The sequence below is a fragment of the Pseudomonas subflava genome (assembly GCF_023823685.1).
GTDB classification, from domain to species: Bacteria; Pseudomonadota; Gammaproteobacteria; order Pseudomonadales; family Pseudomonadaceae; genus Aquipseudomonas; species Aquipseudomonas subflava.
In genome coordinates this window covers 179306-200726 of record NZ_JAMXBF010000014.1, presented here as the reverse complement: position 1 = coordinate 200726, position 21421 = coordinate 179306, and the positions used below count along the sequence as shown (strand labels likewise).

The following is a 21421-nucleotide window of genomic DNA, read 5'->3' as shown; positions in this document are numbered from 1 at the left end:
AACCAGGCAAAGGGTCTTTACCGCCTTTTTACCCTTCTTTGACGTAACAAGAAGTTGGAAATTTAGAAATGACAACGGCCTGCAGGTTGCAGGCCGTCGGTGACCACGGCGAGACGCCGTGGCCGCTTTCGATCACTTCAGCGCGGCGAGCGCGGCGGCGTAGTTCGGCTCATCGGCGATCTCGCCGACCAGTTCGCTGTGCAGCACGCGGTCCTGCTCGTCCAGCACCACCACGGCGCGCGCGGCGACGCCGGCCAGCGGGCCGTTGGCGATGGCCACGCCGTAGTCCTTGAGGAAGCTGGCACCGCGCATGCTGGACAGGTTGACCACGCTGTCCAGACCCTCGGCGCCGCAGAAGCGCGCCTGGGCGAACGGCAGGTCGGCGGAGATGCACAGCACCACGGTGTTGGCCAGCTGGCTGGCCTCGGCGTTGAACTTGCGTACCGACGTGGCGCAGGTCGGGGTGTCCACGCTCGGGAAGATGTTCAGCACCTTGCGCTTGCCGGCCAGGCTGGCGAGGGTCACATCGGAGAGATCCTTGCCCACCAGGCTGAATGCCGGGGCCTGCTGGCCGGCTTGCGGCAGCTGGCCTTCGACCTGGATCGGGTTGCCCTTGAGGGTGACTTGAGCCATGTGCAAATCCTTATATCGATGGGGGTGTTGCCGCCGGCGAGCGCGAGCGGGGAACGCAGTGTACAGGCATTCCGCCCCGCTCTGTGGCGCGCGGACGTCAGGCGCTGGCCTGCTGCGCGGGCTGGGGATTGGGGTGGAAGAAGACGTGCTCGCGAATGGGCCCGACCGCCACCTCGCCGATTTCCTCGTAGCCCTGGCGTTTGTAGAACTCCAGATAATGCGGGTTGCCGGTGTCCAGCACCACGCCCTGGGAGCCGGAGTCCTCGGCGCACCAGTCGTGCAGCGCGCCGAGCAGCTGTTCACCCAGGCGCTGGCCCTGAAACTGCGGATGCACGCCGAGCAGCGGCAGTACGTGGTACGGACCCGGCGGCAGGCAGGCCAGCACCGCGTCGTGGTATTCCAGGTAACGCTTGGTGCAGCGAAAGCCCGTGGTCATCAACATGCGCAGGCGCCAGCCCCAGCTCTCGGTGATGTCCAGGCGGCGGATCGGCGGGGCGATCAGGGCGATGCCGACCAGGCGGTCGTCGATCAGCAGGCCGATGGCCGGTAGTTCCTCGGCGAAGTGCTGCTGCACCAGTTCGCGCACGGTGGCGCGCACACGCTGGTCGAAGCCGGGGCGCTCGCGTTCGAAGAGGTAGGAGAAGGTCGGGTCGTGGCGGTAGGCGTGGTACAGCAGCGAGCGGGCCTCGCGGGCGTAGCCATGGTCGAGCATGCGGACTTCGGCGGTACGGTGGGGCATCGGGCTGACCTCTGTTGTTCGGGTTTTATTGTTGTTATGGCGCTAACGGGTCGAGGGCCAAGGTAGCACCGCCACCCTGCCCTCGCCAGACGCTGGCCGTGCTCCGGGAGCTGGGCTAGCATCGGCATTTTTCCCGCCGGTGACCCTCATGAAGATCGTTTCCTTCAATATCAATGGCCTGCGTGCCCGTCCCCATCAGCTGCAGGCGCTGATCGAGAAGCACCAGCCGGACGTGATCGGCCTGCAGGAAACCAAGGTGGCCGATGACCAGTTCCCCGAGGACGAGATCCGCCAGCTCGGCTACCACGTCCATTACCACGGGCAGAAGGGCCACTACGGCGTCGCGTTGCTCTCGCGCCAGGCGCCGCTCGAGGTGCACAAGGGCTTTCCCAACGATGGCGAGGAATCCCAGCGCCGCTTCATCTATGGCACCTTCGCCGATGCCCATGGCAACCCGGTGACCGTGATGAACGGCTACTTCCCCCAGGGCGAAAGCCGCGAGCACCCGACCAAGTTCCCCGGCAAGCAGCGCTTCTATTCCGACCTGCAGCAGCTGCTGGTGGAGCGCTTCGACCCCGCCCAGTCGCTGGTGGTGATGGGCGACATCAACATCTCGCCGGAAGACATCGACATCGGCATTGGCGAGGCCAACCGCCTGCGCTGGCTGAAGACCGGCAAATGCAGCTTCCTGCCGGAAGAACGCGAATGGCTGGCGACCCTCAAAAGCTGGGGCCTGGTGGACAGCTTCCGTCACCTCAACCCGGCGGTGAACGACCGCTTCAGTTGGTTCGACTACCGCAGCCGCGGCTTCGAGGACGAACCCAAGCGCGGCCTGCGCATCGACGTGATCCTCGCCACCGCCGCCCTGCAGGCGCGCTTCAGGAACGGCGGCATCGACTACGAGCTGCGCGGCATGGAGAAGCCCTCCGACCACGCGCCCATCTGGCTCGAGCTGAACTGATCCGCCCAGCCGCGCCTGGATCACGGGGCGCGGCCGGCCTGTAACATCTCCGCAATCTTTTCGACTTAATCTCCGCGACGCCTTAACCCCTCTAGCACAAGGTGTCCGCTCCATGTCGCAAGCCCAGCCAGTCAGCAATCGGCACATCTTCAACCATGCCTACGTGTGGTTGTTCCTGGGTTTCATCTGCTATGCCCTGCCCTGGTCGGTGTTCGCCGCCGAAGCCACGACGCTGCTGCGCATCCAGGGTTCCAACACCATCGGCGACAAGCTGGCGCCGGCGCTGGTGAGCGGCCTGTTCGAGAGCCAGGGCTTCAGCAACGTGCGTACCGAAGCGGGCGCGGAAAACGAGCAGCGCGTGCTGGCCGAGGACAAGCTGGGCCGCAGCCTGCGCGTGGACATCGCCGCCCACGGCTCCAGCACCGGCTTCGCCGGCCTCCAGAGCGGCGGCGCCGAACTGGCCGCGGCCTCGCGCCCCATCAAGGATTCCGAAGTGGTCAGCCTGGGTAGCCTGGGCGACATGCGCAGCGCCAAGGCCGAGCAGGTGATCGCCATCGACGGCCTGGCCATCATCGTCAACCCGAATAACCCGGTGCGGGCGTTGACGACCGAGCAGCTCGCCGCCGTGTTCGCTGGCGAGATCAAGGACTGGTCCGCCGTGGGCGGCAAGCCCGGCGCCATCACGGTGTATGCCCGCGACAACAACTCCGGCACCTACGACACCTTCAAGGAACTGGTGCTGGCCGCCCATGGCAAGAGCCTGGCGCCCGCGGCCAAGCGCTTCGAGTCGAGCAACCAGCTGTCCGACGGCGTCAGCCAGGACGCCGGCGGCATCGGCTTCATCGGCCTGCCCTACGTGCGCAAGAGCAAGCCGCTGGCCGTCGCCGACGGCGAGTCGCAGCCGATGCTGCCGAGCACCACGCTGATCGCCACCGAGGACTATCCGCTGTCGCGTCGCCTGTTCCTCTACAACCCGCCGAACACGCCCAACGAGTGGGTGCAGGCGCTGGTGCAGTTCGCCCACAGCGCGGCCGGCCAGGCCATCGTCGCCGAGAACGGCTTCATTCCGCAGACCGTGCAGGCGGTCAAGGTCGAGCCGAACGCGGCAATGCCCGAGGAATACCGCAAGCTGGCCGGCGAGGCCCAGCGCCTGTCGGTGAACTTCCGCTTCCAGGAAGGCAGCGCGGAGCTGGACAACAAGGCCCAGCGCGACCTGACGCGGGTGCTGGAATACCTGAAGACCCACGACAAGCTGCGCCAGAAGGCCGTGCTGGTCGGCTTCGGCGACCCGAAGAACGACCCGGCGCGCGCCGCCCTGCTGTCCAAGCTGCGCGCCATGGCCGTGCGCCGCGACCTGTCCAAGGGCGGCGTGATCTTCCGCGACATCACCGGCATGGGCCAGCAGATGCCGGTGGCAGCCAACAGCGCCGACGAGGGCCGCATCAAGAATCGCCGCGTCGAGGTCTGGGTCTACTGATAGCTTGCGGGCGCCCTTCCGCGCCCGCTGTGGAGCGCCGGCAGCGGCACGAAGTTGCCGGGCCGGGCGACTGGCTCTAGCCTTATCCCTAGCGACCGCGCGATGCGCTCGCCAGTGACGCCGGGCCCCTCTGGCGGCGAGCCATCGCCGCGATGTCGGAGTCACTGTCTGAACGGACAGAGACGGAGGGGCCGATGGGCCAGTTGCTCGAATTCCTCACCACTCCCCTGCTCGGCACCGCCACCTGGCTGTGGCTGAGCTTCCTCGCCATCGTCATCGCCCTGCTGGTGTTCGACCTAGGCATCCTGCACCGCGACCAGCATGAAATCGAAATGCGCGAGAGCCTGCTGCTGTACAGCGGCTACTTCGGCGTCGGCGTGCTGTTCGGCCTGTGGGTCTGGTACGAGCTGGGCGCGCAGAGCGCGCTGGAGTTCTACACCGGCTTTCTGGTCGAGCAGTCGCTGTCGATGGACAACGTGTTCGTCATGGCGATGATCTTCGGCTTCTTCGGCATCCCCCGGCGCTACCAGCACCGGGTGCTGTTCTGGGGCATCATCGGGGTGATCGTGCTGCGCGCGATCATGATCGGCCTGGGCACGGCGCTGGTGCAGGAGTTCGAGTGGATTCTCTATATTTTCGGCGCCTTTCTGCTGTTCACCGGCGTGAAGATGATGTTCAGCCGCGAGGAGCAACATCCCGACCTGTCGCAGAATCCCATGCTGCGCTTCCTGCGCCGGCACCTGCGAGTCACCGATGAGCTGCACGAGGGCCACTTCTTCATCCGCCGCCGTCCGCCGGGTACCGAGCGCGCGCTGCTGTATGCCACGCCGTTGTTCCTCGCTCTGGTGCTGATCGAGCTGGCCGACCTGGTGTTCGCCGTGGACAGCGTGCCGGCGGTGTTCGCCATCACCCAGGACCCGTTCATCGTCTACACCTCGAACATCTTCGCCATCCTCGGCCTGCGCTCGCTGTACTTCGCCCTGGCGGCGCTGATGCACCGCTTCGTCTACCTGAAATACGCGCTGGCGCTGGTGTTGATCTTCATCGGCGGCAAGATCTTCCTGCATGGTTTCATCGGCAAGATTCCCGCCCTGCTCTCGCTCGGGGTAACCTTCGGCCTGCTGGCGGGCGGCGTATTGCTGTCGCTGCTGAAGACCCGCGACCGAGAGAATGAAAGCTGATGCCGGATGTGCGTATCGAACGGCGCGAAAGCGCGGAGCGCCCCGTGTGGGTGGTGAGCCTGGGGCGACGGGCATTGGCCTTCCACGAGGAACTCGCCGCCCGCACCTTCGCCGCCCAGCTGCACCTGCGCTTCGGCTGGCTGCGGCAGCAGTTGCGGGACGAGGGCAGCGAGGAGCAGTCCTAGCTCGTACATGGTGACCACGCAGGGGCAAATCGTAGGGCGCCCTCGCCGAAGGCAGCGCGCCATGTGGCCGCATCGGGCCACGAGGATGACCGTAAGCGGGAAAGATCGGTGCGGCCGGCCCGTTGGGCTGCCGCTGCGCGGCGAGGCCACCCTACGGGCGTGGCGTCGCACCGTCGTAGGATGAACCCGTAGGGCGCCCTCGCCGAAGGCAGTGCGCCATGTGGCCGCATCGCCACGAGGATGAGGCCTCCCGGTGCGGTAGGGTGGTCTCGCCGCGCAGCGGCAGCCCACCATAGGCAGGCCACGCCGATCTTTCCCCGTTCACGTTACGGTCGGGTTCAGGATTAATCGGATGGAAACGAAAAGGCCCGCATTTGCGGGCCTTTTGCGTTGCGCTGGCGATCAGCGGCTGGCTTTCATCGCCTCGCGCGGTACGTACTTGCCGATCTCGAACTTGCCGATGGCCGCGCGGTGCACTTCGTCCGGACCGTCGGCCAGGCGCAGGGTGCGCTGCATGGCGTACCAGTAGGCCAGCGGGAAGTCGTTGGAGACGCCGGCGCCGCCGTGGATCTGGATGGCGCGGTCGATCACGTTGAGCGCAACGTTCGGCGCCACCACCTTGATCTGGGCGATCTCGCTGGCGGCGATCTTGTTGCCAACGGTGTCCATCATGTACGCGGCGTTGAGGGTCAGCAGGCGGGCCTGGTTGATCTCGATGCGCGAGTTGGCGATGTGGTCGATGTTGCCGCCCAGGCGGGCCAGCGGCTTGCCGAAGGCGGTGCGGCTGACGGAGCGCTTGCACATCAGTTCCAGCGCGCGCTCGGCCATGCCGACGGAGCGCATGCAATGGTGGATGCGGCCCGGGCCGAGGCGGCCCTGGGCGATTTCGAAGCCGCGACCCTCGCCGAGCAGCACGTTCTCGTACGGCACGCGGACGTTCTCGAACACCACTTCGGCGTGGCCGTGCGGTGCGTCGTCGTAGCCGAACACCGGCAGCGGGCGGACGATCTTCACGCCGGGGGTGTCGCTCGGCACCAGGATCATCGAGTGCTGCTGGTGGCGCGGCGCGTCCGGGTTGGTCAGGCCCATGAAGATCATGATCTTGCAGCGCGGGTCGCAGGCGCCGGAGGTCCACCACTTGCGGCCGTTGATCACCCACTCATCGCCGTCGCGTACGGCATTGGCCTGCATGTTGGTGGCGTCCGAGGAGGCCACGCCCGGCTCGGTCATGGCGAAGGCGGAGCGGATTTCACCGGACAGCAGCGGCTCTAGCCACTGTTTCTTCTGCGCCTCGCTGGCGTAGCGCACCAGGGTCTCCATGTTGCCGGTGTCCGGCGCGGAGCAGTTGAACGGCTCGGCGCCGATCAGCGAGCGGCCCATGATTTCGGCCAGCGGCGCGTATTCCATGTTGGTCAGGCCGGCGCCGTACTCGGATTCCGGCAGGAACAGGTTCCACAGCCCCTCGGCCTTCGCCTTGGCCTTGAGCTCCTCCATGATCGCGGTCGGCTGCCAGCGGTCGCCTTCGTTGACCTGTTCCTCGAATACGGCCTCGGCCGGGTAGACGTGGGCTTCCATGAAGGCGGTGACGCGTTCACGCAGTTCCTGAACCTTGGGGGAGTAGGCGAAATCCATGGGGACACCTTGATGGTTGGCTTCGATGGGGAATGATGCTAGAACAGCACCCTCGATTTATCTAAGCTATTTTCCTGCCTTATCAACATTCATAAGCGATATGCGATAAGGCTTGATGCCGCGGAGACGACCATGAACTTGAACAAGGTAGACCTCAACCTCTTCATCGTCTTCGACGCCATCTACACCGAGGCCAATCTGACCCGCGCTGGGCAGATCGTCGGCATCACCCAGCCGGCGGTTTCCAATGCCCTGGCCCGCCTGCGCGAGACCTTCAACGACCCGCTGTTCGTGCGCACCGCCCAGGGCATGGTGCCCACGCCGATGGCGCAGAACATCATCGGCCCGGTGCGCAACGCTCTGCAGCTGCTGCGCGTTTCGGTACAGGAGAGCCGCACCTTCGACGCCCAGCGCGCGAACAAGACCTACCGCATCAGCATGACCGACCTGTCCGAGCAGATCCTCCTGCCGACGCTTTTCCAGCGCCTGCGCCGCCTGGCGCCGGCGGTGCAAATCGAGAGTTTCCAGGCCAAGCGCCGCGAGACCACCAAGGAACTCGCCGCAGGCCGTCTGGACTTCGCCGTCGACGCCCCGCTCAACACCGACCCGCAGGTGCGCCACGTCAAGCTGATGGAAGACCGCTACGTCTGCGCCATGCGCCCCGGCCATCCGCTGGCCAAGGACAAGATCAGCCTGGACGAGTACCTGTCGCTGGCGCATATCCAGATCTCCAGCCGCCGCAGCGGGCTGGGCTATGTCGACCTGTCGCTGGGCAAGATGGGCCTGCAGCGCAAAGTGACCCTACGCTCGCAGCACTACCTGATGGCCTCCAGCGTGCTGCACGCCACCGACATGGTGGTGACCGTGCCGGAGCGCTTCGCCCGCCGCCACGGCCTGCATCACGTGGACCTGCCGGTGAGCGACGTGCCGTCCCTGGAAACCCACCTCTACTGGCACGAAAGCACCGACCAGGACCCGGCCAACCGCTGGATGCGCGAGCAGCTGATCGAGCTGTCGCAGCAGATCCTCAGTCAGGAACGCAAGGCCTCCGAGCCTGCGTGAAAAAAAGGGGCCGACAGGCCCCTTCTTCATAGCGTCAACCGCGTCCCGCCCGGGCCGGCCATGTCGTCCCGCCCAAGAGCAGATCAGAGGCTGCGGGCGATCACCATGCGCTGCACGTCGCTGGTGCCCTCGTAGATCTGGCACACGCGCACATCGCGGTAGATGCGTTCCACCGGGAAATCCTTGAGATAGCCGTAGCCGCCCAGGGTCTGGATGGCCGCCGAGCAGACCTTTTCCGCCATCTCCGAGGCGAACAGCTTGGCCATCGAGGCCTCGGTCAGGCATGGCTGGCCGGCCTCGCGCAGGCTGGCGGCGTGATGCACCATCTGCCGCGCCACGGCGATCTGCGTGGCCATGTCGGCCAGGCGGAACGCTACGGCCTGGTGTTCGATGATCGGCTTGCCGAAGGTCTGCCGCTCGCGGGCGTAATCGCGCGCCGCCTCGAATGCGGCGCGGGCCATGCCCACCGACTGTGCGGCGATGCCGATGCGCCCGCCCTCCAGGTTGCTCAGGGCGATGCGGTAGCCCTCGCCCTCCTCGCCCAGGCGCAATGACGCCGGGATGCGCACCTCGTCGAGCTGGATCTGGCAGGTGTCCGAGGCATGCTGGCCGAGCTTTTCCTCGACCCGTACCACCGAATAGCCGGGCGTGTCGGTCGGCACGATGAAGGCGCTGATGCCCTTCTTGCCGGCTTGCGGATCGGTCACGGCGAACACGATCACCATCCCGGCGTGGCTGCCGGAGGTGATGAACTGCTTGGCGCCGCTCAGCACGTAGTGGTCGCCGTCGCGCCGGGCGCGGGTGCGCAGATCGCTGGCGTCCGAGCCGGCCTGCGGCTCGGTGAGGGCGAAGGCGCCGAGCATGGCGCCGCTGGCCAGCGGCTGGAGGAAGCGCTGCTTCTGCTCGTCGCTGCCGAACTTGAGGATGGGCATGCAGCCCACCGAGTTGTGCACGCTCATGATGGTGGAGCAGGCGCCGTCGCCGGCGGCGATTTCCTCCAGGGCCATGGCGTAGGCCAGGTGGCCGGTCTGCGCGCCGCCCCACTCCTCCGGCACCAGCATGCCCATGAAGCCGAGGTCGGCCATTTCCTTCAAGGCTTCTGCCGGGAAGCGATGCTCGCGGTCCCACTCGGCGGCGAAGGGTTTCAGCCGTTCCTGGGCGAACTGGCGGGCGGTGTCACGGATCAGCAGTTCTTCTTCGTTGGGCAGCATGGCTGGCTCCGTAGGGTGCGGCATGCGCACCTCTGATTGACTGATTTCGGTGCGCGCGGCGCACCCTACGCTCTGGCGGCGGCGGTGGCCTCAATACAATTCGATGGCCATTGCGGTGGCCTCGCCACCGCCGATGCACACGGCCGCCAGGCCGCGTTTGAGGCCGTATTGGCGCAGCGCGGACAGCAGAGTCACCAGGATGCGCGCACCGGAGGCGCCAATCGGGTGGCCCAGGGCACAGGCGCCGCCGTGCACGTTGAGTTTGTCGTGGGGAATGCCGAGGTCGCGCATCGCCACCATGGGCACCACGGCGAACGCCTCGTTGATCTCGAACAGGTCGACCTCGTCCAGCGACCAGCCGGTATTGGCCAGCAGGCGCTGGATTGCACCGACCGGCGCGGTAGTGAACAGATTCGGCGCCTGGGCCGCCGAAGCATGCCCGACGATCCGCGCCAGCGGCGTCAGACCACGGCGCTCGGCCTCGGAGCGGCGCATCAGCAGCAGTGCGGCGGCGCCGTCGGAGATCGAGCTGGCATTGGCCGCGGTCACCGTGCCGCCCTCGCGGAAGGCCGGCTTGAGAGTGGCGATCTTGTCCAGGCGCGCCTTGGGCGGCTGCTCGTCCTGGCTCACCATCACCCGCTCGCGGCCGGCCCTGGCTTCTACCTGCACGATTTCCTCGGCGAAGCGGCCCTCGGCGATGGCGCGCTGGGCGCGGGTCAGCGAGGCGATGGCGAAGGCGTCCTGCTCTTCGCGGCTGAAGCCGTAGCTCTGCGCGCAGTCCTCGGCGAAGGTGCCCATCAGCCGGCCCTTGTCGTAGGCGTCTTCAAGGCCGTCGAGAAACATGTGGTCGAGCACCTTGCCATGCCCCATGCGGTAGCCGCCGCGGGCGCGCTCCAGTAGATAGGGCGCGCCCGACATGCTCTCCATGCCGCCGGCCAGCACCACCCGGGCGCCGCCGGCCAGCAGCAGGTCATGGCCGAACATGGCGGCCTTCATGCCCGAGCCGCACATCTTGTTCACCGTCGAGCAGACCACCGACTGCGGCAGCCCGGCGCCGAGCACCGCCTGGCGCGCCGGGGCCTGGCCCTGGCCGGCCTGCAGCACGCAGCCCATGATCGCCTCGTCCACCGCGTCGCCAGCAACGCCGGCGCGCTCGAGCGTGGCACGAATCGCCGCGGCGCCCAGCTCGGCCGCCGTCATGTCCTTGAAGTCGCCGAGAAAGCCGCCCATGGGCGTGCGTGCGGCGCCCACTATCACCACCGGATCGTTGTGCATGCTCATGTCCTCATTTGGCCGCCATGCGCAGCGCACCATCCAGGCGGATGGTCTCGCCGTTGAGCATGGCGTTCTCGACGATGTGGCGGACCAGCGCGGCGTACTCGGCCGGGCGCCCCAGGCGCGGCGGGAACGGCACGTTGGCGGCCAGGGAGTCCTGCACCTCCTGGGGCATGCCGGCCATCATCGGCGTCTCGAAGATGCCGGGCGCGATGCACATCACGCGGATGCCCGAGCGCGCCAGGTCGCGCGCCGCCGGCAGGGTCATGGCGGCCACGCCGCCCTTGGAAGCCGAATAGGCAGCTTGGCCCATCTGCCCGTCGAAGGCTGCCACCGAGGCGGTGTTGATGACTACGCCGCGCTCACCGCCTTCGTTCGGCTCATTCCTAGCCATGGCCTCGGCGGCCAGGCGCAGCATGTTGAAGCTGCCGATCAGGTTGATCTCGATGGTGCGGCGGAAGCTGTCCAGGCCGTGAGCACCATTGCGCCCGATGACCTTCTCGGCCGGCGCCACGCCCGCGCAGTTGACCAGCCCGTGCACGGCGCCGAAGGCCTGCAAGGCATCTTCCACGGCGGCGCGGCCATCGTCCTCGCTGATGATATCGGCGCGCAGGAAGCGCGCGCGCTCGCCCAGCTCGGCAGCCGCCTTGGCGCCGGCCTCGGCGTTGATGTCCAGCAACAACACCCTGGCGCCCAGGCCTACCAGCTCACGCGCGGTGGCCAGGCCGAGGCCGGAGCCGCCGCCGGTGATCAGGAATACGGAGTCTTCGATACGCATGAACAGTCCTCGAATCGATGAGGCGTCGGACCCTGCCGACATTGACAGGCAGATTTGCACAGGTTTACGTTAACGTAAAGGTAAACGAGAGCCGGCCATGTCCATCACCTATTCCATCTCCGATCTGGCCCGCGAGCTGGACGTCACCACCCGCGCCATCCGCTTCTACGAGGAGCAAGGCATGCTGGTGCCGGAGCGCCGCGGCCAGGAGCGCATCTACCGGCCGAAGGACCTGGTGACCCTCAAGCTGATCCTGCGCGGCAAGCGCATCGGCTTCTCGCTGGCCGAGTGCAAGGAGCTGATCGACCTCTACGACCCCAGCAGCGGCAACCGCAAGCAGCTGGAGACCTTCATGGCCAAGATCGCTGCCCGCCGCGCCCAGCTGGAGCAGCAGCTGCTGGACATCGAACAGATGCAGCTGGAACTAGATACAGCCGAAGAGCGCTGCCTGGCGGCGCTGGCAGAGACTGCCATGTAGGGTGCGCCGTGCGCACTACCCCAACCGATCCGGTGCGCACGGCGCACCCTACGACAACTACAGCAGGTGCCCCCATGAACTTCCCGACCCTCAACTTCGGTCTCGGCGAGACCATCGACATGCTGCGCGACTCGGTGCACCAGTTTGCCCAGGCCGAGCTGGCCCCGCGTGCGGCGCAGATCGACCGCGACAACGAGTTCCCCATGGACATGTGGCGCAAGTTCGGCGACATGGGCCTGCTCGGCATGACCGTGGAAGAGGAATACGGCGGCACCCACATGGGTTACCTGGCCCACGTGGTGGCGATGGAAGAGATCAGCCGCGCCAGCGCCTCGGTCGGCCTGTCCTACGGCGCGCACTCCAACCTGTGCCTGAACCAGATCCGCAAAAACGGCACCCACGAGCAGAAGGCCAAGTACCTGCCCAAGCTGTGCTCCGGCGAACACATCGGCGCCCTGGCCATGAGCGAGCCCAACGCCGGCTCCGACGTGGTGTCGATGAAGCTGCGTGCCGAGAAGCGCGGCGACCGCTACGTGCTCAACGGCAACAAGATGTGGATCACCAACGGCCCCGACGCCCACACCTACGTGATCTACGCCAAGACCGACATCAACGCCGGCTCGCGCGGCATGACTGCGTTCATCGTCGAGCGCGACTACAAGGGCTTCTCCCGCCACCAGAAGCTGGACAAGCTGGGCATGCGCGGCTCCAACACTTGCGAGCTGGTGTTCGAGGACGTGGAAGTACCGGAGGAAAACATCCTCGGCGGCGAAGGCCGTGGCGTAGCCGTGCTGATGAGCGGCCTGGACTACGAGCGCACCGTGCTCTCCGGCGGCCCCACCGGGATCATGAGCGCCTGTATGGACGTGGTACTGCCCTACGTGCACGAGCGTCAGCAGTTCAAGCAGTCGATCGGCGAGTTCCAGCTAGTGCAGGGCAAGCTGGCCGACATGTACGCCGGCATGAACGCCTCCAAGTCCTACCTGTACACCGTGGCCAAGGCCTGCGACCGCGGCGAGGAATCGCGCAAGGACGCCGCCGCGGTGATCCTCTACACCGCAGAGATGGCCACCAAGATGGCCCTCGACACCATCCAGCTGCTCGGCGGCAACGGCTACACCAACGAGTACCCGGCCGGCCGCCTGCTGCGTGACGCCAAGCTGTACGAGATCGGCGCCGGCACCAGCGAGATCCGCCGCATGCTGATCGGCCGCGAGCTGTACAACGAGACCAAGTAACACGCGGGCAACCGTAGGGTGCGCCGTGCGCACCAGTAACATCGCATGGTGCGCACGGCGCACCCTACAGGAAGCAACATATGGCCATCCTGCATACCCAGATCAACACCCGCTCGCCGGAGTTCGCCGCCAACCAGGCGGCCATGCTCACCCAGGTGAACGACCTGCGCGCCCTGCTCGCCCGCGTCCACGAAGGTGGCGGCGCCAAGGCCCAGGAACGCCACACCTCGCGCGGCAAGCTGCTGCCACGCGAGCGCATCAACCGCCTGCTCGACATCGGCTCGCCCTTCCTCGAAGTCGGTCAGCTGGCCGCCCACGAGGTGTACGGCGAGGACGTGCCGGCCGCCGGCGTGGTCGCCGGTATCGGCCGCGTGGAAGGCGTCGAATGCATGATCATCGCCAACGACGCCACGGTGAAAGGCGGCAGCTACTATCCGCTGACCGTCAAGAAACACCTGCGCGCGCAGACCATCGCCCAGCAGAACCGCCTGCCGTGCATCTACCTGGTTGACTCGGGCGGCGCCAACCTGCCGCGCCAGGAAGAAGTGTTCCCGGACCGCGAGCACTTCGGTCGGATCTTCTTCAACCAGGCCAACATGAGCGCCCAGGGCATCCCGCAGATCGCCGTGGTGATGGGCTCCTGCACCGCCGGCGGCGCCTATGTGCCGGCGATGAGCGACGAGACCATCATGGTGCGCAACCAGGCCACCATCTTCCTGGCCGGCCCGCCCCTGGTGAAGGCCGCCACCGGCGAAGTGGTGACCGCTGAGGAGCTGGGCGGCGCCGACGTGCACTGCAAGACCAGCGGCGTGGCTGACCATTACGCCGATGACGACGAGCATGCCCTGGCCATCGCCCGCCGCTGCATCGCCAACCTCAACTGGCGCAAGCTCGGCCAGCTGCAGACCCGCGCCCCGCTCGCCCCGCTGCACTCAGCGGATGAGCTCTACGGGGTGATCCCGGCCGACGCCAAGCAGCCGTTCGATGTGCGCGAGGTGATTTCCCGCGTGGTCGACGGCAGCGAGTTCGATGAATTCAAGGCGCTGTTCGGCACCACCCTGGTGTGCGGCTTCGCCCATGTCCACGGCTACCCAGTGGCGATCCTGGCGAACAACGGCATCCTCTTCGCCGAAGCGGCGCAGAAAGGCGCGCACTTCATCGAATTGGCCTGCCAGCGCGGCATCCCGCTGCTGTTCCTGCAGAACATCACCGGCTTTATGGTCGGCAAGAAGTACGAGGAAGGCGGCATCGCCAAGCACGGCGCCAAGCTGGTCACCGCCGTGGCCTGTGCCAAGGTACCGAAATTCACCGTGATCATCGGCGGCAGCTTTGGCGCCGGTAACTACGGCATGTGCGGCCGCGCCTACGACCCGCGCTTCCTGTGGATGTGGCCCAACGCGCGCATCGGCGTGATGGGTGCCGAGCAGGCCGCCGGCGTGCTGGTGCAGGTCAAGCGCGAGCAGGCAGCCCGTGCCGGCCAGCCGTTCAGCGACGAGGAAGAAGCGCGCATCAAGCAGCCCATCGTCGCCCAGTACGAACAGCAGGCCCACGCCTACTACTCCAGCGCCCGCCTGTGGGACGACGGCGTGATCGACCCGGCGCAGACCCGCGACGTGCTCGGCCTGGCGCTGTCCGCCAGCCTCAATGCGCCTATCGAGCCGACCCAGTTCGGCGTGTTCCGGATGTAAGCCATGACCGACTTCACTACCGTACAGCTGGAAAAAGACCCGCGCGGCTTCGCCACCCTGTGGCTGAACCGCCCGGAAAAGAACAACGCCTTCAACGCCGAGATGATCCGCGAGCTGATCCTCGCCATCGACACGATCGCCGCCGACAAGAGCCTGCGCTTCCTGCTGCTGCGCGGCCGTGGCAAGCATTTCTCCGCCGGCGCCGACCTGGCCTGGATGCAGGCCTCGGCCAAGCTCGACTACAACGCCAACCTGAATGATGCCCGCGAGCTGGCCGAGCTGATGTACAACCTCAATGGCCTGAAGATTCCAACCCTGGCCGTGGTTCAGGGCGCGGCCTTCGGCGGTGCGGTGGGCCTGGTCAGCTGCTGCGATATGGCCATCGGCGCGGACGACGCGCTGTTCAGCCTGTCCGAGGTGCGCATCGGCCTGGCGCCGGCGGTGATCAGCCCCTTCGTGGTCCAGGCCCTCGGCGAGCGCGCCGCGCGCCGCTATGCGCTGACCGCCGAACGTTTCTCCGGCAACCGCGCCCGCGAGCTGGGCCTGCTGGCCGAGGCCTACCCAGCCGCCGAACTGGACGCCCAGGTCGAAGGCTGGGTGAACAATCTGCTGCTCAATAGCCCGCAGGCCATGCAGGCCAGCAAGGACTTGTTGCGCGAAGTGGCCAGCGGTGTGCTCAACCCGGCCCTGCGCCGCTACACCGAGAACGCCATCGCCCGCATCCGCGTCAGCCCGGAAGGCCAGGAGGGGCTCAATGCCTTCCTGGAAAAACGCACGCCCGCCTGGCAGGAGCCGCAAGCATGAGCCACAAGCACATCGACACCCTGCTGGTCGCCAACCGCGGCGAGATCGCCTGCCGAGTGATGCGCACCGCCAAGGCCCAGGGCCTGAAGACGGTGGCCGTGCACAGCGCCATCGACGCCAACGCCCGCCATGTTCGCGAGGCCGATATGGCGGTGAACCTCGGCGGCGCCAAGCCGGCCGACAGCTACCTGCTGATCGACAAGATCATCGCCGCGGCCAAGGCCAGCGGTGCCCAGGCCATCCACCCGGGCTACGGCTTCCTCTCCGAGAACGCCGGCTTCGCCCGCGCCATCGAGGCCGCCGGCCTGGTGTTCCTCGGCCCACCCGCGTCCGCCATCGACGCCATGGGCAGCAAATCCGCGGCCAAGGCGCTGATGGACGATGCCGGCGTGCCGCTGGTGCCTGGCTACCACGGCGAAGCCCAGGACGTGGAAACCTTCCGCGTCGCCGCCGAACGCATCGGCTACCCGGTGCTGCTCAAGGCTGCCGCCGGTGGCGGTGGCAAGGGCATGAAGGTAGTCGAGCGCGAAGCCGAGCTGGCCGAGACCCTGGAATCCGCCCAGCGCGAGGCCCAGTCCGCCTTCGGCGACTCGCGCATGCTGGTGGAGAAATACGTGCTGCAGCCACGCCACGTGGAGATCCAGGTATTCGCCGACAGCCACGGCAACTGCCTGTACCTCAACGAACGCGACTGCTCGATCCAGCGCCGTCACCAGAAGGTGGTCGAGGAAGCTCCGGCCCCGGGCCTGACGCCCGAACTGCGCCGCGCCATGGGCGAAGCGGCAGTCAAGGCCGCTCAGGCCATCGGCTATGTCGGCGCCGGCACCGTGGAATTCCTGCTGGATGCTCGCGGCCAGTTCTTCTTTATGGAAATGAACACCCGCCTGCAGGTGGAGCACCCGGTCACCGAGGCCATCACCGGCCTCGACCTGGTGGCCTGGCAGATTCGCGTGGCCCGTGGCGAGGCGCTGCCGATCACCCAGGAACAGGTGCCGCTGATGGGCCATGCCATCGAGGTGCGCTTGTACGCCGAGGACACCGACCACGACTTCCTGCCCGCGTCCGGTGACCTGAAGCTGTATCGCGAGCCGGCCGCCGGCGAAGGCCGCCGCGTGGACAGCGGCGTGGCCGAGGGCGATACCGTATCGCCGTTCTACGACCCCATGCTGGCCAAGCTGGTCGCCTGGGGCGAGGACCGCGAGCAGGCTCGCCAGCGCCTACTGGCCATGCTCGAAGAAACGGTGGTCGGCGGCTTCGCCAGCAACCTGCCCTTCCTGCGCCGCGTGCTGGCCCATCCGGCCTTCGCCAACGCGGAGCTGGACACCGGCTTTATCGCCCGGCACCAGGAACAACTGCTGCCGGCCGTGGCCGAGCTACCGACCGAGTTCTGGCAGCTGTCCGCCGAGGCGTGGCTGCAGAGCGAGGCGCCGCGCCGTAGCCACGAGGACTATCACTCGCCCTGGGCTACCAGCAGCGGCTGGCGCTCCGGCCTGGGCGCGGAAACCGATGTGCATCTGCGCAGCGGCGAGCAACGCCATACCGTGCACCTGCGCGGCCCGGCGCAATCGCGCCTGCTCGGCGAACAGCTGTGGCTCGAGCAGGACGGCCTGCGCCGCGCGCACCGGGCGATCCGCCGTGGCGATGCGCTCTATCTGGAATGGCAGGGCCGCTTGCACGAGGTACGTCGCGTCGACCCGATCGCCGAGGCCGAAGCCAGCCACGCCCAGCACGGCGGGCTGACAGCCCCGATGAACGGCAGTATCGTCCGCGTGCTGGTCGAAGCCGGCCAGACCGTGGAAGCCGGCCAGGCCCTGGTGGTGCTGGAGGCCATGAAGATGGAGCACAGCATCCGCGCGCCCCAGGCCGGCACGGTCAAGGCGCTGTACTGTGGCGAAGGCGATATGGTCGGCGAAGGTGCCGCACTGGTGGAGCTGGAGGAAGCGCTCACCGCGTAGGATGGATATCGCGTAGGGTGCGCCGTGCGCACCACCGAACAGCACGGTGCGCACGGCGCACCCTACGGAGAACATGCATGAACCTGCCGCAACATGTCCGCCTGGTCGAAGTCGGCCCGCGCGACGGCCTGCAGAACGAGAAACAACCGATCAGCGTGGCCGACAAGGTGCGCCTGACCGACGACCTGAGCGCCGCCGGCCTGGGCTACATCGAGGTGGGCAGCTTCGTCTCGCCCAAGTGGGTGCCGCAGATGGCTGGCAGCGCCGAAGTCTTCGCCGGTATTCAGCAGAAACCTGGCGTGGTCTACGGTGCCCTCACCCCCAATCTCAAGGGCTTCGAGGCCGCTGTCGAGGCCGGAGTCAAGGAAGTAGCGGTATTCGCCGCCGCCTCGGAGGCCTTCTCGCAGAAGAACATCAACTGCTCCATCGCCGAGAGCCTGGAGCGCTTCATCCCGGTGATGGAAGCGGCCAAGGCCCACGGCATCACCGTGCGCGGCTATGTCTCCTGCGTGCTCGGCTGCCCCTACGAGGGCGAAGTCGCGCCCGAGCAGGTCTCGGCCGTGGCCCGCGAGCTGTTCGCCATGGGCTGCTACGAAGTCTCGCTGGGCGACACCATCGGCACCGGCACCGCCGGCAAGACCCGCCACATGTTCGAAGTGCTCGGCCGCGACATCCCGCGCGACAAACTGGCCGGGCACTTCCACGACACCTACGGCCAGGCCCTGGCCAATATCTACGCCAGCCTGCAGGAAGGCATCGCCGTGTTCGACAGCTCGGTCGCCGGCCTGGGCGGCTGCCCCTACGCCAAGGGCGCCACCGGCAACGTCGCCACCGAGGACGTGCTGTACCTGCTGCAGGGCCTGGGCATCCATACTGGCATCGACATGGACAAGCTGATCGACGCCGGCGCGCGCATCTGCCAGGTGCTCGACAAGCCAAACGGCTCGCGCGTCGCCCGCGCCCGTCTGGCCGCCCGCTGAACGCCGTCGCTGCGACCAAGGTCAGATTGCCCGATGGCCGAGCCCCGCTAAGCTCGGCCTCTTCCCCCTAGCGAGACTGCCGATGAAAGACGCCTCCACCCTGCGCGACTACCAGCATGTGCGCCTGCTGGCGATCCGCTCGCTGTTCGAGATCGTCGAGCAGTCCAGCGAGGGCACGGTGATCGTCGACAAGGACGCGCGCATCGTCTGGATGAACGAGCGTTACGCCCGCCGCTATGGCCTGGACGACGCCAGCCAGGCCGTCGGCCAGGAGGTGGAAAAGGTCATCCCCGCCAGCCTGCTGCGCCAGGTGGTGGAGACTGGCGAACCGATCCTGCTGGACATGCTCGACACCCCTGGCGGCCCGCTGGTAGTGATGCGCCTGCCGGTGCACGACGATGCCGGCGCGGTGATCGGCGCCATCGGCTTCGCCCTGTTCGACCAGTTGCGCAACCTGGCGCCGCTGGTGACCCGCTTCATGCAGATCCAGGAAGAGCTGGCCTCGACCCGCTCGCTGCTGCAGGCGCGCCAGGCCAAGTACAGTTTCGCCCACTTCATCGGCACCAGCGCCGCCAGCCTGGAGGTCAAGCGCCGTGCCCGGCGTGGCGCGGCTAGCGAGTCGCCGGTGCTGCTGCTCGGCGAGACAGGTACCGGCAAGGAGCTGCTGGCCCACGCCATCCACAGCGCCTCGCCGCGGGCACACAAGCCCTTCGTCAGCGTCAACTGCGCGGCGATTCCGGAGACATTGCTGGAGGCCGAGTTCTTCGGCACCGCGCCCGGGGCCTTCACCGGCGCGGACCGCAAGGGCCGCCCCGGCAAACTGCAAATCGCCCAGGGCGGTACCCTGTTCCTCGACGAGATCGGCGACATGCCGCTGGCCCTGCAGAGCAAGCTGCTGCGCGTACTGCAGGAGAAGGAGTTCGAGCCGGTCGGCTCCAACGAGGTGCGCCGCAGCGACGTGCGCCTGATCGCTGCCACCTCGCTGGATCTGGAAGCTGCGGTGCAAGAAGGGCGTTTCCGCGCCGACCTGTACTACCGCCTCAACGTGCTGCCGATCCAGCTGCCGCCGCTGCGAGAGCGCCTGGACGATCTACCGGCGCTGTGCGAGGCGATCCTTGATGAGTTGCCCGGCCACCATGAGCTGGACGCCGAAGCTCAAACCCTGCTCGCCAGCCACGCCTGGCCGGGCAATATCCGCGAACTGCGCAACGTGCTGGAGCGTGCCGCCCTGCTCGGCGACGAGCCGCGGCTGAGCGCAGATGCGCTGCGCGCGGCGATCGGCCGTGTCGTACCGCCGCCTGCGCCACGCCCGAACGCCGTCGAACCCGGCGCACCGCTCGCCACCGATTTCTACGCCGCCCGCGAGGCGTACGAACGCGAGCTGATCCGCCAGGCCCTGGCCGAGCACGCCGGCAACGTGCCGGAGGCCGCCAAACGCCTGGGGCTGGGCCGCTCGACCCTGTACAAGAAGATGCTCGCACTGGGACTGGCGTCCTGAAATGGAGACGTATCTCCAAATAGAGACTGAAGTCCGACCCGCGTATTTCCGGCCTCCGCTCCAAGCATGTTTCCATATGGAGACAAACGCGACTGAACCACACACCAACCAAACGAAATAAGCCTTTCATTTCAACTAGTTAGCCATCTGGCACGGAAGTCGCTATCTCCTGCCACGCGCCCTCTCCGGTCGCCGACAACAACAATGAATGCCGCGCCTCGACGTGGCGCCAGGAGATAGCTCCATGAGCGTGATCATCGCCCTCGCGGCACTCGCCTTGCTGATGCTCGCCGCCTACCGCGGCTACAGCGTCATTCTCTTCGCCCCCATCGCCGCCCTCGGCGCCGTACTGCTCACCGATCCTTCCGCCGTGGCGCCCGCCTTCACCGGCGTGTTCATGGAGAAGATGGTCGGCTTCATCAAGCTGTATTTCCCGGTGTTCCTGCTCGGCGCCGTGTTCGGCAAGCTGATCGAGCTGTCCGGCTTCTCGCGCTCCATCGTCGCCGCCGCCATCCGCCTGCTCGGCACCGGCCAGGCCATGCTGGTGATCGTGCTGGTGTGCGCCCTGCTCACTTACGGCGGCGTGTCGCTGTTCGTGGTGGTGTTCGCCGTGTACCCGTTCGCCGCCGAGATGTTCCGCCAGAGCGACATCCCCAAGCGTCTGATCCCGGCCACCATCGCCCTCGGCGCGTTCAGCTTCACCATGGACGCCCTGCCCGGCACCCCGCAGATTCAGAACATCATCCCCACCACCTTCTTCGGCACTACCTCCTGGGCGGCGCCGTGGCTGGGCGTGATCGGCACCCTGTTCGTGTTCAGCATCGGCATGCTCTATCTGCGCCGCCAGCTGACGAAGGCCAAGCGCAATGGCGAGGGCTACGGCACCGAGCTGCGCAACGAGCCGGAAACCGCCGAGGACATCGCCCTGCCCAACCCCTGGCTGGCGCTGTCACCGCTGGTACTGGTGGGTGTGGCCAACCTGCTGTTCACCCACTGGATTCCCGCGCTCTACGGCAAGACCCACAGCCTGCAACTGGCCGGCATGGCGCAGCCGGTGACCAGCGAGGTGGCCAAGCTGACCGGCATCTGGGCGGTGCAGGCGGCCTTGCTGCTGGGCATCCTGTTCGTGCTGGTGTGCGGCTTCCGTGCGATCAAGGCCAAGCTGGCCGAAGGCACCAAGACCGCCGTCGGCGGCGCGCTGCTGGCGTCGATGAACACCGCCTCGGAATACGGCTTCGGCGCGGTGATCGCCTCGCTGCCCGGCTTCCTGGTGCTGGCCGATGCGCTGAAGAACATCCCCAACCCGCTGGTCAACGAGGCGGTCACCGTCACCCTACTGGCCGGCATCACCGGCTCGGCCTCGGGCGGCATGAGCATCGCCCTGGCGGCCATGTCCGACACCTTCATCGCCGCCGCCAACGCCGCCAACATCCCGCTGGAAGTGCTGCACCGCGTGGCCTCGATGGCCTCCGGCGGCATGGACACCCTGCCGCACAACGGTGCGGTGATCACCCTGCTGGCAGTCACCGGCCTGACCCACCGCGAGGCCTACAAGGACATCTTCGGCATCACCCTGATCAAGACCCTGGCGGTGTTCTTCGTGATCGGCGTGTTCTACGCCACCGGCATCGTCTGAGGAGACTGTT

General features: G+C 67.1%; 18 protein-coding genes and 1 pseudogene. 13 read left to right on the top strand and 6 right to left on the bottom strand.

All coding sequences use genetic code 11. The features are described 5' to 3' along the window. Positions 1-132: 132 nt before the first annotated feature. Both tpx and NF616_RS19595 read right to left on the bottom strand, forming a co-directional pair. Positions 133-633: a thiol peroxidase gene (gene tpx, locus NF616_RS19600; RefSeq protein WP_252275434.1), complete on the bottom strand. Its 501-nt coding sequence runs from the start codon at positions 631-633 to the stop codon at positions 133-135. Positions 634-730: 97 nt separating this feature from the next. Then, on the bottom strand, positions 731-1372 hold the full coding sequence (locus NF616_RS19595) for a GNAT family N-acetyltransferase (RefSeq protein WP_252275432.1): 642 nt from the start codon (positions 1370-1372) through the stop codon (positions 731-733). Between the two features lie 148 nt (positions 1373-1520). Between NF616_RS19595 and xthA the strand changes: the two genes are divergently transcribed. The 4 genes from xthA (at position 1521) to NF616_RS19575 (ending at position 5176) form a co-directional block, all read left to right on the top strand. Next, entirely contained in the window at positions 1521-2333 is an 813-nt protein-coding gene (gene xthA, locus NF616_RS19590; RefSeq protein ID WP_252275431.1) for an exodeoxyribonuclease III, read from the top strand. Between the two features lie 112 nt (positions 2334-2445). Continuing rightward, positions 2446-3810: a substrate-binding domain-containing protein gene (locus tag NF616_RS19585; RefSeq protein WP_252275429.1), complete on the top strand. Its 1365-nt coding sequence runs from the start codon at positions 2446-2448 to the stop codon at positions 3808-3810. A gap of 194 nt (positions 3811-4004) precedes the next feature. Further along, entirely contained in the window at positions 4005-4991 is a 987-nt protein-coding gene (locus NF616_RS19580) for a TerC family protein (protein ID WP_252275427.1), read from the top strand. Then, positions 4991-5176: a hypothetical protein gene (locus NF616_RS19575; protein WP_252275425.1), complete on the top strand. Its 186-nt coding sequence runs from the start codon at positions 4991-4993 to the stop codon at positions 5174-5176. The genes NF616_RS19580 and NF616_RS19575 overlap by 1 nt, the downstream gene beginning before the upstream one ends. A 402-nt stretch (positions 5177-5578) precedes the next feature. Here the strand turns inward: NF616_RS19575 and NF616_RS19570 are convergent, their stop codons facing one another. Further along, on the bottom strand, positions 5579-6808 hold the full coding sequence (locus NF616_RS19570) for an acyl-CoA dehydrogenase (RefSeq protein ID WP_252275424.1): 1230 nt from the start codon (positions 6806-6808) through the stop codon (positions 5579-5581). Between the two features lie 132 nt (positions 6809-6940). Between NF616_RS19570 and NF616_RS19565 the strand changes: the two genes are divergently transcribed. Beyond that, positions 6941-7870: a LysR family transcriptional regulator gene (locus tag NF616_RS19565; RefSeq protein ID WP_252275422.1), complete on the top strand. Its 930-nt coding sequence runs from the start codon at positions 6941-6943 to the stop codon at positions 7868-7870. A gap of 83 nt (positions 7871-7953) precedes the next feature. Here the strand turns inward: NF616_RS19565 and NF616_RS19560 are convergent, their stop codons facing one another. The 3 genes from NF616_RS19560 to NF616_RS19550 form a co-directional block, all read right to left on the bottom strand. Further along, the gene (locus NF616_RS19560; protein WP_252275420.1) at positions 7954-9081 is read right to left on the bottom strand and encodes an acyl-CoA dehydrogenase family protein; all 1128 of its coding nucleotides are present in this window, start codon (positions 9079-9081) and stop codon (positions 7954-7956) included. A gap of 90 nt (positions 9082-9171) precedes the next feature. Next, a complete protein-coding gene (locus NF616_RS19555; RefSeq protein WP_252275418.1) occupies positions 9172-10356 on the bottom strand; it encodes an acetyl-CoA C-acyltransferase in 1185 nt (394 codons plus the stop codon). 10 nt (positions 10357-10366) lie between these two features. Next, entirely contained in the window at positions 10367-11134 is a 768-nt protein-coding gene (locus NF616_RS19550; protein ID WP_252275416.1) for a 3-hydroxyacyl-CoA dehydrogenase, read from the bottom strand. A 97-nt stretch (positions 11135-11231) separates the two neighbouring features. On the opposite strand from NF616_RS19550, the gene NF616_RS19545 reads away from it, so the two are divergent. From NF616_RS19545 to NF616_RS19510, 8 genes and pseudogenes are all read left to right on the top strand, one after another. Beyond that, positions 11232-11612 (top strand): MerR family transcriptional regulator, encoded by a 381-nt coding sequence (locus NF616_RS19545; protein WP_252275414.1) that lies wholly within the window; start codon positions 11232-11234, stop codon positions 11610-11612. A gap of 74 nt (positions 11613-11686) precedes the next feature. After that, complete coding sequence (locus tag NF616_RS19540) at positions 11687-12850, top strand: isovaleryl-CoA dehydrogenase (RefSeq protein WP_252275412.1); 1164 nt, start codon at positions 11687-11689, stop codon at positions 12848-12850. Positions 12851-12930: 80 nt separating this feature from the next. Then, on the top strand, positions 12931-14538 hold the full coding sequence (locus tag NF616_RS19535; RefSeq protein WP_252275410.1) for a carboxyl transferase domain-containing protein: 1608 nt from the start codon (positions 12931-12933) through the stop codon (positions 14536-14538). A gap of 3 nt (positions 14539-14541) precedes the next feature. Continuing rightward, positions 14542-15342, top strand: a complete 801-nt coding sequence (locus NF616_RS19530) for a gamma-carboxygeranoyl-CoA hydratase (protein ID WP_252275408.1) — start codon at positions 14542-14544, stop codon at positions 15340-15342. Next, the gene (locus NF616_RS19525; protein ID WP_252275406.1) at positions 15339-17297 is read left to right on the top strand and encodes an acetyl/propionyl/methylcrotonyl-CoA carboxylase subunit alpha; all 1959 of its coding nucleotides are present in this window, start codon (positions 15339-15341) and stop codon (positions 17295-17297) included. The genes NF616_RS19530 and NF616_RS19525 overlap by 4 nt, the downstream gene beginning before the upstream one ends. A gap of 77 nt (positions 17298-17374) precedes the next feature. After that, a complete protein-coding gene (locus NF616_RS19520) occupies positions 17375-18277 on the top strand; it encodes a hydroxymethylglutaryl-CoA lyase (RefSeq protein ID WP_252275404.1) in 903 nt (300 codons plus the stop codon). Between the two features lie 82 nt (positions 18278-18359). Further along, positions 18360-19803 (top strand): annotated as a pseudogene (locus NF616_RS19515) (sigma-54 interaction domain-containing protein); the annotation flags it as partial. 216 nt (positions 19804-20019) lie between these two features. After that, positions 20020-21411 (top strand): GntP family permease, encoded by a 1392-nt coding sequence (locus NF616_RS19510; RefSeq protein WP_252275401.1) that lies wholly within the window; start codon positions 20020-20022, stop codon positions 21409-21411. Positions 21412-21421: the final 10 nt, after the last annotated feature.